Source organism: Chryseobacterium gallinarum (assembly GCF_001021975.1).
In the GTDB taxonomy this organism is placed as follows: Bacteria; Bacteroidota; Bacteroidia; order Flavobacteriales; family Weeksellaceae; genus Chryseobacterium; species Chryseobacterium gallinarum.
The window spans coordinates 4,320,968-4,333,370 of sequence record NZ_CP009928.1 but is presented as its reverse complement, the minus strand read 5'-3'; the positions used below and the strand labels follow the sequence as shown (position 1 = coordinate 4,333,370).

General features: G+C 37.0%; 11 protein-coding genes. 5 read left to right on the top strand and 6 right to left on the bottom strand.

Annotation, left to right across the window (positions count from 1 at the left end; genetic code table 11):
• Positions 1–20 precede the first annotated feature (20 nt).
• Positions 21–887: a GLPGLI family protein gene (locus OK18_RS19345; RefSeq protein WP_053329083.1), complete on the top strand. Its 867-nt coding sequence runs from the start codon at positions 21–23 to the stop codon at positions 885–887.
• 67 nt (positions 888–954) lie between these two features.
• Here OK18_RS19345 and fsa read toward each other — a convergent pair whose 3' ends face one another.
• Positions 955–1,608, bottom strand: coding sequence for a fructose-6-phosphate aldolase (fsa, locus tag OK18_RS19340; protein ID WP_050020765.1), 654 nt, complete (start codon positions 1,606–1,608; stop codon positions 955–957).
• A 244-nt stretch (positions 1,609–1,852) separates the two neighbouring features.
• Between fsa and OK18_RS19335 the strand changes: the two genes are divergently transcribed.
• Positions 1,853–2,341, top strand: a complete 489-nt coding sequence (locus tag OK18_RS19335) for a YdeI/OmpD-associated family protein (RefSeq protein WP_053329082.1) — start codon at positions 1,853–1,855, stop codon at positions 2,339–2,341.
• A gap of 48 nt (positions 2,342–2,389) precedes the next feature.
• Here the strand turns inward: OK18_RS19335 and OK18_RS19330 are convergent, their stop codons facing one another.
• A complete protein-coding gene (locus OK18_RS19330) occupies positions 2,390–2,956 on the bottom strand; it encodes a tetratricopeptide repeat protein (RefSeq protein WP_050020766.1) in 567 nt (188 codons plus the stop codon).
• Positions 2,957–3,132: 176 nt separating this feature from the next.
• Between OK18_RS19330 and pepE the strand changes: the two genes are divergently transcribed.
• From pepE to OK18_RS19315, 3 genes are all read left to right on the top strand, one after another.
• Positions 3,133–3,831, top strand: a complete 699-nt coding sequence (pepE, locus tag OK18_RS19325; RefSeq protein ID WP_053329081.1) for a dipeptidase PepE — start codon at positions 3,133–3,135, stop codon at positions 3,829–3,831.
• Positions 3,832–3,947: 116 nt separating this feature from the next.
• Positions 3,948–5,321, top strand: coding sequence for a D-alanyl-D-alanine carboxypeptidase/D-alanyl-D-alanine endopeptidase (dacB, locus tag OK18_RS19320; RefSeq protein WP_053329080.1), 1,374 nt, complete (start codon positions 3,948–3,950; stop codon positions 5,319–5,321).
• 6 nt (positions 5,322–5,327) lie between these two features.
• Positions 5,328–6,494 (top strand): sensor histidine kinase, encoded by a 1,167-nt coding sequence (locus OK18_RS19315; protein WP_050020769.1) that lies wholly within the window; start codon positions 5,328–5,330, stop codon positions 6,492–6,494.
• A 301-nt stretch (positions 6,495–6,795) separates the two neighbouring features.
• On the opposite strand, the gene OK18_RS19310 is transcribed toward OK18_RS19315, so the two are convergent.
• The 4 genes from OK18_RS19310 to OK18_RS19295 form a co-directional block, all read right to left on the bottom strand.
• Positions 6,796–8,652, bottom strand: a complete 1,857-nt coding sequence (locus OK18_RS19310; protein WP_050020770.1) for a M61 family metallopeptidase — start codon at positions 8,650–8,652, stop codon at positions 6,796–6,798.
• Between the two features lie 127 nt (positions 8,653–8,779).
• Positions 8,780–10,411, bottom strand: coding sequence for a M1 family metallopeptidase (locus OK18_RS19305; protein ID WP_053329079.1), 1,632 nt, complete (start codon positions 10,409–10,411; stop codon positions 8,780–8,782).
• Positions 10,412–10,645: 234 nt separating this feature from the next.
• Positions 10,646–11,473 carry a twin-arginine translocase subunit TatC gene (gene tatC, locus OK18_RS19300; RefSeq protein ID WP_053329078.1) on the bottom strand — a complete coding sequence of 276 codons (828 nt, stop codon included), beginning with the start codon at positions 11,471–11,473 and terminating at the stop codon, positions 10,646–10,648.
• A gap of 202 nt (positions 11,474–11,675) precedes the next feature.
• Positions 11,676–12,362: a type 1 glutamine amidotransferase domain-containing protein gene (locus OK18_RS19295; RefSeq protein WP_053329077.1), complete on the bottom strand. Its 687-nt coding sequence runs from the start codon at positions 12,360–12,362 to the stop codon at positions 11,676–11,678.
• Positions 12,363–12,403: the final 41 nt, after the last annotated feature.

Sequence of the window (12,403 nt, the reverse complement as noted above, 5' to 3'; positions counted from 1 at the left end):
AACTCCCAATTAAAATAATAATGAAAAAACTAATTATCACATTTACTCTGCTATCAGGATTAATAGTGAACGGACAGAATCAACGGTTTATGTATGAATATAAATATATTATAGATTCTACAGCAAAGGATAAACCGGAAACCGAAATTATGCTTTTGGATGTTATCCCGGCGGGATCAAAATTCTACAGTAAAGACTCCTTCGAATCGGATTCTCTGATGACAGCTTCTATGGAAAAACAATTGAAGGCCGGAAGCTCTGAAATAAATTTTTCGGGAATCAAATTGAAAGGAAAAATCGCCTATAGTGTCGAAAAGAGTTATCCTGATTATTCAGTTAATTTTTTTACGAACCTGTCTGCTGATGAATATATGGTGCAGGATAAAAGAAGACAGGAATGGAAAATTCTTCCGGAGAAAGAAAAGATAGGAGAGTTTACCGCTCAGAAAGCCATCTGTAATTTTGCCGGCAGGAAATGGACGGCCTGGTTTACCACGGATCTTCCTATTCAGGATGGTCCTTACAAATTCTATGGTCTTCCCGGATTGATAGTAAAACTTGAAGACGCCACCCATAGTCATTTATATGAATTAAAGGGGAATAAAAAGCTTCCGGTAGATTACAAATGGCAGAGTACAAAGGAAAAAGAAAGATTTAATGCTCTTGTTACGATAAGTGAGGAAAAGTACAGGAAAGCGTTTAAAGAATATCGTGCCGATCCGATGAAAAGTGAAAAAGAGATGCTGGCCAGAGGTTTTATCCTTCAGGAAATAGATGCATCAGGAAAGCTGGTAGACTCTGAAAAAGGAAGAAAAGACAAAGAAATAAAAATGTTGAATGACCTGAAAAAACAAAATAATATCCTTGAACTGGATTTATTGAAATAACAGCTGCTATCATAAATAAATCCCGGAACAATGTCCGGGATTTTATATTCTTAATGATGGCTTATTATTAAGCCAGTTTTTGAGAATCTGAAACAAACTGAGCAAGTCCGCTGTCCGTTAGCGGATGCTTTAATAAGCTCAGGATCGGAGGCAGTGGAGAAGTGATTACATCCGCACCGATTTTAGCACAGTCAATAATATGCATTGAATGACGGATAGAAGCTGCCAGAATTTCGGTTTCAAACATATAGTTGTCGAAAATCAATCTTATCTCCTGGATAAGGTTTAATCCATCAGTAGAAATATCATCTAACCTTCCCAAGAAAGGAGAAACATAGGTAGCTCCGGCTTTTGCTGCTAAAAGAGCCTGCCCCGGAGAGAAAATCAGAGTACAATTAGTTTTGATTCCTTTATCAGAAAAATATTTTAAAGCTTTGATCCCGTCTTTAATCATTGGAATCTTCACAACGATATTTTCGTGAATGGCAGCCAATTCATCTCCTTCTTTGATCATTTCTTCATAAGTAGTAGAAAGTACTTCTGCAGAAATATCCCCGTCTACAAGTTCGCAGATCGTTTTATAATGGTTTTTGATTGCTTCAGCTCCCTGAATTCCTTCCTTAGCCATTAATGAAGGGTTGGTAGTAACACCATCTAAAATTCCAAGGTCTCTTGCTTCTTTGATTTGCTCTAAATTAGCTGTGTCAATAAAAAATTTCATTTCGTTAAATAGATTTATTGGTGCAAAGATAGCGAATTAATTCAGTTTTGAGACATGAATTTTAAGTTACAGGGTTCTACTTTGAGGCATGCAAAGGCCAGAACTGATGGGTTTAATGTGAGCTGAAGAGTGGCGGAGTCAGGGAAAAAATATTTTTTTATTTAATTCTAAACTAAACAGTTAATTTTGCTTCTAGCTTCTAGCCACATTGTACATTTGGAAAATCCATTTAAATTTGTTTCTCATGGAAAGTCATAGTTTTACAGCTCGCCTTGATATTATTGGAATCAATCCTTTTGTTTTTGTTCCCGAGGAAGTTCTGGCCTTTATTTTCACCCAATCCGGAAGGAATAAAAGCCCGATTCCGGTGAAAGGGACAGTGAACGGGAAGGAATTTACCCAAAATCTGATGAAATATCTTGGAGAATGGAGACTGTATATTAATTTAACAATGCTGAAAAACTCTCCTCAGAGAGTAGGTGAGGTCATTGAAGTAACTTTAGCATATGATAATTCTGACCGGATTATTTCCATACATCCTCAATTAGAAGAAGCCATTAAAAAAAGTGCTGTTGCCAGTGCAAACTTTGATAAACTGATTCCATCCAGAAGGCATGAGCTGATCCGGTATATCAATAACCTGAAAACAGAAGCCGGTATCCAGCGAAATATTGAAAAAATCATCCGTCATTTGCATGGTGAAACGGATTTTTTCGGAAAGAAAATTGAATAGAATCCGTAGGCAAAAAAAATAAAATCCGGAAATTTTCCGGATTTTATGCTATGAATTTAAAGCTTTGCTAAGTTTTATAGCATCCTGATTGGTAGGATCGTATTGAAGAGATTTAGCAATATGCTCTTTTGCTTTATTCCGATCAGTCTGCTGTTCTGTAAAGGCCAGATAAAAATATGCGTAGGCCAGATTTTTCTTATTCTGTTCCACTTCTTCAGGTTTTACAGTTGCAATATATTTTTCGTAAGCAAGTTTTGCGTTGGCATCATCTTTAGCAGCCTGATAGGCATAGGCCTGGCTGTAATATGATGGAGCCCAGTCCGGTAATAAAACAGATATCTTTTTCCAGGTGTCAATGGCGTTAGTCCAATCTGAGGCTTCCTGATAGGCTGTTGCCAGCTTTGCCAGTGCATCAGTATCTTTTGGATTAGCCTCAACCTGTTTTTTAAGTCCTTCAATTGTTGGGTTGCTTGATTGTGCAGCAGCAGTATTCGTGGTGTTCGCTGTATTATTAGTGCTGTCTGTCTTCGTAGTTTGTGCATTTACCAGACTTACAGCTCCTGTAAGAATTAAACCTAAAAATAAACTTTTACTATTAACTTTCGACATTTTCATAATCTTATATTTTATAATTCTGTTTTCTCAAATTCAATAATAATTCCAGAAAAATCTAAATTTTAGAAGCTTTAGGTTTTTTTAGAAAATATTAACGGGATTACTGTTTTTTTTAGTTTAATTTTTGATTCTTCCTGATTGAGGTTATCTTTGTAACCCAACTTTAATTTCATTATATGAACATCATACTTGCTTCAACCTCCACACTTTTCGGAGGAGAATATCTGGAATACCTGAGAGAAGAACTTATTACATTATATGCAGGAACTGACGAAATTATTTTTATCCCTTTCGCAAGACCGGGTGGAATTTCTCATGATGATTATACGGCAAAGGCGCGTTCTTTCTTTGAAACGATGAATATCAAAGTAAAGGGTCTTCACGAATTTAAAGACAAAAAAGAAGCTCTAGACAAAGCAGAAGGATATTTTACAGGAGGCGGAAATACCTTTTTATTGGTAAAAACCCTCCATGAAGAAGGGTTGATGTCTGTTTTAAAAGAAAATGTGTTCCTCGGAAAACCGTATCTGGGGTGCAGTGCAGGAAGTAATATCGGAGGCCTGAATATGAAAACGACAAATGATATGCCTATCGTTTATCCACCGAGCTTCGATTGCATGGGATTGGTTCCGTTCAATATCAATCCTCACTATCTTGACCCGAATCCTGACTTAAAACATAATGGAGAAACAAGAGAAACCCGTATAAAAGAATTTCTGACCCAGAATGATGTCAAAGTAATAGGCTTAAGAGAAGGTAACTGGATCAGAAGAACAGGGGATTCTATTACGGTGGAAGGAAGTGAGCTGACAAGAATTTTTGAAAAGGATCGTGAACCTTATGAAATAGAGCCCGGCAGTTTCCTGTCTGAATAACTCTTATTTTGTTTATATTTGATTAAAATTAAAACTATAAGTGCTCTGTGAACGACATTTGAAGAATAAACACTTTACAGGGCAACTGTAGTACAACCTGTCTTAAATCACAATCAATGAAAAAAACACTTACTGTTCTCATCTTCTCCGTACAGTTTTTTTCTGCCCAGAATATCGCTCAGAGACTGGATAAGGTAACCAAGGACCTCATGGATTCTTCCGGCGCCATTGCTTCTAACCTGTCATTTTATGTATCAGACGAAAATGGAAATTTCATATACGAGTATCAGGGAAGCAAGGGATTATCTACTGCTTCCACACAGAAAATATTTACTGCCGGTGCAGCGTTGGAAACATTGGGGAAAAGCTATACCTACAAAACGACTTCAAGCTATTCCGGAAGTTTGTCCGGTGGCATTTTAAACGGAAATCTTTTTATCAGTTCAAATGGAGATCCCACATTGGGCAGCTGGAGGTATGAAGCTTATAAACCGGAAAGTTTTAAAAAGAAACTGATGGAAGCCATTAAGACCGCCGGAATTACCAAAATATCGGGGGATGTGGTCATTGACGATTCTTATTTTGATCATCAGACCATTCCGGGGGGATGGCCATGGGATGACCTGGGGAATTATTACGGAGCAGGTGTATGGGGAGTCAACTGGCGGGAAAATCAATTTGATATTAACATTAATGGGACGGAATTTAAAAGCTTTTCTTATCCTCTGGAAGGGGTAAAATGGCTTAATGATCTTAGCACAGGAGGAAGCTCTGACCAAAGCCTGATTTTTACAGCTCCTCATTCCAATACAGCGTTGATCAACGGAATGCTTCCCACAGGAAAGACGGTAACTGTTTCAGGTTCTGCCCCGAATCCTCCTTTACAATTGGCTGCAGAAGTAAAGCAATGGCTGAAAGAGTCCGGAATTGAAATTTCAGGAAAGGTGGTTACCAATTCCCAGCTTGAGCTGGATGGAAAACCGGTTTTGGAAGCTCCTAAAGATAATGTGATTCTTACTTATCAATCACCTACCTTAGACAAAATAGTGTACTGGTTTTTAAGAAAAAGTGTGAACCTGTATGGTGAAACCTTTATTAAGACCCTGGGGAAAGAAAAGAAAGGGAATTCAAGCTTTAAAAGCGGGGTTGCTTTCCTGAAGGAATTTTGGAAATCAAAAGGAATCAATCCGAATATGATCAATTTTGCCGATGGAAGTGGACTTTCACCTCAAAACTATGTTGCAGCCAAAGCGGAAGTGCAGGCCTTGTTATATGCAAAAAAACAACCATGGTTCGAGGCGTATTACGATGGTTTCCCGGTTCAGGAAAACGGAATGAAGATGAAGAGCGGTACTATGAGAGATACCAAATCTTTTGCAGGGTACCAGACAGCAAAAGACGGAAAGAAATATGTGTTTTCAATTATTATCAACAACTATCAGGGAAACGGAAGTGCAGAGCTGCAGAAAATTCTGAATGTTTTAAAATAAATAGCTTTGAGAAAATCCATACTGGCCAGACTGAATAACTGGATAATTTTTGTTATAATGACTACCCTGGTGATCGCCATTGTGGTAGCTTCTACATCACTTATTAATTTTCTTAGAAAAGAAGAGATTAAAAGAATCAATCTTCTTTCTAAAGCTATAAGAATTCAGCAGGAAGTTAAATCTCCGGATACTGATGTTTTAGATCTATTACCTGAAATTCTTAATATAAATAATACCATTCCGTTCATTGTAACAGATAAATACAGAAACCCTATAATTGATATAGGATATTATAGGAATATTCCTGAGAGTATCATTAAAAACCCTGTGAAGCTGGAACAGCTTATGAGGAATATGGAAAAAAATTATGATCCTATTGAGATTAAGGTACCTGATGGAAATAATCAGTTCGTCTATTACGATAATTCTCGTTTGCTTAATAATTTACGTTATTCTCCTTATATCTTAGGCTTATTTATTCTATTGTATTTCGGATTCTCTTTTTGGTTTTTTAAAACCATAAAAAAAACGGATGAAGGATACCTCTGGGCGGGGCTTGCTAAAGAAACTGCCCACCAGATCGGAACTCCTTTATCATCCATGATCGGATGGATGGAAATTATGAAATTGGAACACCCGGATTCCGAAGGGGTATACGAAATTGAAAAAGATATTGAAAGATTGAGAACTATTTCTGAAAGGTTTTCAAAAATAGGTTCTATTCCTGAATTGAATGATATGAACTTAAATCAGACCATTCAGGAAAATTACGATTACTTAAAAACGAGAATTTCAAAGAAAATCAATTTTACCCTGCATCTTCCTACTTATATGCTTTTAGTGCCTCATAATAGGATTCTGATGAGCTGGGTGATTGAAAACCTGGTTAAAAATGCGGTAGATGCTATGAAAGGGGAAGGAACCATAGTAATGTCGGTTTTTGAAAGAAACAAAAATATTCTGATAGAAGTAAAAGATAATGGAAGTGGTATGACAAAGCAACAGGCAAGAAATGCTTTTAAACCCGGATATTCTACAAAAAAAAGAGGTTGGGGTTTAGGCTTGTCTCTGGCTAAAAGAGTAATTCAGGAATATCATAATGGAGATATTAAAATCGCCCAAACAGAAGTGGCGAAAGGAACTATCTTTAGAATTATCATTAAAAAACAATAATACCCATATTAACATAAATTAATACGGGCAATTTTGTTTAGTGATAAATTTTATCCCTCTACTTCTACGCCAAGAATAGAATAAGTTTTTACAGTCCCATCGCTATACCATCTTTGGAACCATTTTCCATAAGTACAAGGATTACCTGCATAGCCTGTAAACATTGTGGTCTTTACGACTTTAGGCTGGTCAATGGGATGATGTTGTTTTTATCTCTGAGGAAAAGAAATTCAAAGAAATTTTTTAATGTAAAAAAATGGTAGGTGCCAAAAAAAGCGGAGAAATATTCCCCGCTTTCTTCTTATTTTTTACCAGTAAGCCACTGATCTTGCAGTTTCTGTTCTGCCGGGCTTGGATTCGTTTTATAGCTGAGGATTTCCATCGTCATCTTGTCCAGGATAGCTTTTCCCTTTAAGGTCATTTTTTCTTTCTTTCCCGCATTATCCCTTAAAATAGTAACACTCACTTCCTGACCATCCTTGATGGTTCTCGTATAGTTGATGAAATCCTGAATCTTTTGAATATCCACTGTTTTTCCGTCCAGGGCAAGTACCTGATCGGTGATTTTGAATCCGATGCTTTTGGCAAATGGCGACAACGCTGAGTTTTCGTCAAAAGCAAATGCTTTGGTCTTTTCATCAAAACCGGTCTGATTCGGATCTTTAATAAACCAGAAAATAGGCTGGCTTTCCTGTTTCTTGATCTCTACTCCTACCATGTTCAGGTATTCTGCATAAGGAGTAGGCTGGTTGCCCGCAATATATTTGTTGTAAAAGTCTTTTACCTGGGAATAACCTGTTACTGCTACCAGCTCATCAATCAGTTTATCATCCTTGAAAGGCTTATTTTCGCCAAATCTCTGAGACAATTTTCTGATCATATCGCGATATCCCATTTCTCCGTTGGAAAGTTTTCTCAGCTCAATATCCAGACACATGGCCAGAAGAGCTCCTTTTTCATATACATTTCTGTATTGGTCTTTGTAAGGTTCCTTCAGAATGTTTTTACTCATTACCGTAAATGGCATGGTGTCATCATAGTTTTTTGAATTGGCGATTTTTTCGTTCATTCTTTGTAAAAACTCATTTTTATTGATCAGCCCTTCCTGAATCTGGAACAGGTTAGCAAAATATTCGGTTCCTCCTTCATACATCCACAGATGCTGAGACATTTTAGGATCTGCATAATCGAAGTAATGAATTTCTTCAGAATGTGTTTTCAAAGGATTTACCGTATGGAAAAACTCGTGTGAAACCACATCGGTGATTGTTTTGTCGATTGCATCTTTAGGCATCGCTTCCGGAAGAACAACACTTGTGGATTCATGATGTTCCAATGCCCCGAAACCTTTGATCTGAGGACCGTCTCCACCGGAAAGATAAAGCATGATTGCATACTTCTTATTGGTGTTCATATCCCCTAAAAATTTCTTCTGGGCAATGACCATTTTTTCAAGATTATCTTTAAAATCGGAAGCCTTGTATTTTCCTGTAGGAGAATAAACGCCCAATACAAGTTCCATACCACCGGCATTGAAGGTAATATAGTCCGGTTTGGTGTACATCAGCGGAGAATCGGTTACTTTTGCATAATTAGCCAATGTAAACGTATCGGTAGATTCAGACTTATCCTGGTCTACGAGAGCCGTGGTTCCATAGAAATCGGTTGGTTTCTGAATGATAAGCTGATAGGGTACATCCTGCATATTATCAATATATCCGATAAAGCCATGGGTGTTAAGTAAATACACTTTACCCTGTTCGATATCAGTTCCGGATGGAGAAAACACGGCTTTATGTTTTGAGGTGTCCATCTCATCATCAAAGCTGTCGTTCACCAGGTAGGTGATTTTATTTAAATTTTGAGCATTTTTCAACGAATAAGTATTGTCATTCACTTTCGTATATGTCAGTTCCTTTCCTTTGTTATCATAAAATTTGATCCCCTCTATAAACCTTCCGTAATCATCTTCAGAATAGGTACCCGGAACCGTTTTAGGGAAATGAAATTTTATATCCCCTGATTTCATTTTCGGGAACTCCATGGTAACGGCTACTTTATCATCTTTTACGTTGACAAGGTCAATCGTTGTTTTTATAGATTGGGCATTCGCTAAAAAAGCGGCAAAAAGGCCTAAGCTAAGTGCTGTTTTTCTCATTGAATTTATATTTATAATGAAGTAGTTGTTTTTTTGCTCATTTTGTTACGAAAATGAATATTAAACTTTTCTTAAAATTTATAAACGAAAGGCAAATCTGCGGTTTGCAAATTTGCCTTTTTATACTTTACTGAACGTTTTTATAATGAATATAATAGTTTGGATTAAGCTCAACAGGAGTATTTTTCTTCAACTTGACTGTTTGCCAGCTTTCCGTCGGAGTAATGGTTTGATCTCCGTTAATGATTACAGGCAATTTCAGGTTTTCAACTACATCTGTATACCGGAATTTTAAACTGTCTCCGTTTTGAGAATACTCCAGGGTTGGAATTTTTATCGTTCTCAGGTATTGATTAAAAACACTTGAAAAATCAATTCCTGATTTTGCTGAAATGTAATCTTCAATCTGTTTTGTAGTAACGGTCTGATGATAAAACTCTTTGCTTAGGCCTCTTAAGATCTGCCTGAATTTTTCATCGTTATTGATGACCTGCCTTATCGTATGGAGCATATTGGCTCCTTTCGGATACATATCACCACTTCCTTCGTTTCTTACCCCATATTGTCCAATAATAGGAACATCATTCTGGATAACATTTCTGAGGCCGATCATATAAACGTCAGCCGATTTTTTGTCTAAAAATTTCTCTGTAAAAAGAACCTCGGAATACATCGTAAAACTTTCATGGATCCACATATCCGCCTGATCTTTGGCAGTAATGTTATTGGCAAACCATTCATGGCCGCTTTCATGGATGATAATATAATCCCACTTTAGCCCGATACCTGTTCCAGAAAGATCTTTTCCACGATAGCCGTTCTGGTATCCGTTTCCATATGCAACATTACTTTGATGCTCCATTCCCAGGTACGGAGAATCTACCAGTTTATAAGAGTCTTCATAAAATGGGTAAGGACCGAACCAGTATTCGAAAGCCGAAATCATAGGTTTTACCTGCTGGAATTGTTTTTGTGCCTTATCCAGATTATAATCCAGCACCCAGTAATCTAAATCCAGTTTTCCCTTTTCCCCGTTGAATGTATCTTTAAAATTGACGTACTTTCCAATGTTAGGAATAATAGAATAAGCATTGATCGGGTTTTTAACCTGCCACGTGTAGGTTGTTTTATTACCGTCGGTTTTTTTATCAATAAGCCTTCCGTTTCCGACTCCCACAAGGTCATTCGGGGTAATGATTTTCATGATAATCCCATTATCAGGCTCATCGCTCCAGATATCTTTGGTAGGAAGCCAGATAGAAGCTCCGATGCCTTCGTCAGCAACGCTCATCCATGGATTTCCTTTCTCATCTTTGGTGAAAACCCAGCCTCCGTCCCACGGCGCATTTTTAGCAATAAGAGGATTCCCTGAGTAGGTAACATCAATGGTGTATTTTTCCCCTTTTTTAAATTTTTTATTGGCAGTAATAAAAATAAAGTCACCTTCTTGTTTCCAGTCTTTAATAGAAAAATTTCCTTCTACCTTATCAGCTTTCATGGGCTGCTGAAGATCAATCTGGAATACCGGATTGGTAATGTCTTTGATGATTTCAAAACTTATTTTGTTGTTTCCCCTGATACTTTTTTGGGCAAAATCAGGCTCTACGGAAAGATCGTATTTTTTAACATCCCAAAAATTTCTGAACTGGGTATTACTGCCTTTTAAAGTGTCCTGCCTGGTGAAAACCTTATCTTTTTCAAAAAATTGTCCAAAAGCAAGTCCTGATGCAAGAATAAGGGTATATGATAATTTTTTCATTTTGAAATCTAATTAATAATCTTTTCAAAAATAGAAAATTTAATTAACAGCAAAATTGTGAAAATGTAAAAATGTGAATAAATAAAGTAAAAAGACGAGCTATAATGATTAGTCTTAAACTTTAAAAAATGCACATAAGAAATCATGGGATACAACAAAATAGCCGGGGTTCAAAACTAAACCCCGGCTATTTTTAAAGTATATTTTCTGTCTTAATAATCTTTTGTATCCTGATTATTCTTGCACTGCAGGAAGATTACTGTTGCTCTTCTGAATTTTTTTGTACGTGATACTACACATCATAATACTGAATTCATATAATACAAGCAGTGGGAAAGCTGCCATAAGCATACTCAAAACATCTGCCGGAGTAATAATGGCCGCTACCACCATAATCAGAACAATGGCATGACGGCGATAGGTTTTCATAAACATTGGAGTGAGAATTCCAATGCTGGTAAGGAAATAAATCAGAATGGGAAAAAGAAAAATAACTCCCATACCTAAAACCACCTGTAAAAACAGGGTAGTATAATCACTCAGATCATAAAGCGGAACAATAATATCCGAAATTTTAAAAATCACTCCAAAGTTAACAGCGAAAGGCAGGATTAAAAAATAGCCACATAAAACTCCTGTCATAAAAAGAATCCATACAGCATTGATGATATAGATAGAATTCTTTTTCTCCCTCGGATGTAAAGCGGGACTGATGAAACGCCACAATTCCCAGACAATATAAGGGAAAGCCGCTACCATTCCTCCAAAAATAGAAACAGCCATCATCACATTAAATTGCTGGTAAAGTCTCTGTACACGTACAGGAAAATCTTTGGGGAGGTGAATGCTGTCTTCCCCCAAAAGCAATCTGGAAAAATGGTTAACAATCCTGAAAGTAGGAAAATCATTCCTAGTAGGGCCAAAAAAGATATGGTCCATAATCCAGTTGATATTGAAACCAACAGCAAAAGCAGCAATTATAATAGCAATAATCGAGCGGACGAGATGACCTCTTAGCTCTCCAATGTGCCCAAGAAAGGACATGTCTTTTTTATCCTCCATATCGTAAAATCTACACCTGTAAAAGGTAAGCTGGTTTAAGTCTGCGAAATTATGAAATAATAATCAGTATTTAGAATTTATTGGTCATGATTTTGTTCAAGTTTACAAAGCACTTTCCGGCGAAATACCTACACTGTTGTTTTCATATAAAAAAACAGATAATAAAAGCTATTATCTGTTGTTAAAAAAATGATTGTATTCCTTATTTTTCCAGGATTTCAAGAACCTTTTCACCTACTGCTCCCCCGGATTGCGGATTCTGACCTGTAACCAATCTCTCATCTGATACGGCGAAAGGTGCAAAGTCCTGATCTGCTTTTACATAGTGAGCTCCTTTGCTTTTCAATACATCTTCTGTAAGGTAAGGCACATGATCTGCGAGTTCTGCAGCAATCTCTTCGGAATTTGAAAACCCTGTTACCGTTTTTCCTTTAATCAGCAGTTCTCCATCAGATAATTGAATGTTGAAAAGCCCGGCAGCTCCGTGACATACCGAAGAGATAATCCCTCCGTTTTCATAAATTGTACGGGCTATTTCCTGAATAGCTCCGTTATCAGGGAAATCCCATATCACACCGTGCCCTCCGGTATAATAAATAACACTGTAATCTTCAGGCTTGATCTCTTCCGGTTTCAGTGTATTGCCCAGTTTTTCTCTGAAAGTGGGATCAGCATAATATTTCCAGTCAACCGGCTGTACAAACATCTGCAGGGAAACAGGATCAAGTGGGGTATATCCTCCTTTAGGGCTTACAAAATCAATTTCATAGCCTTTTTCATGCAGCTTTTCATAAAAATGAACAGCTTCTCCCAGCCATAAACCGGTTGCCCTGTCCATACCGGGATATTTTTCTACGCTTGTTACAACAATTAATGCTTTCTTTTTCATGGATTTATCATTAAAAATTATACACAAAGATTGTCATTTTC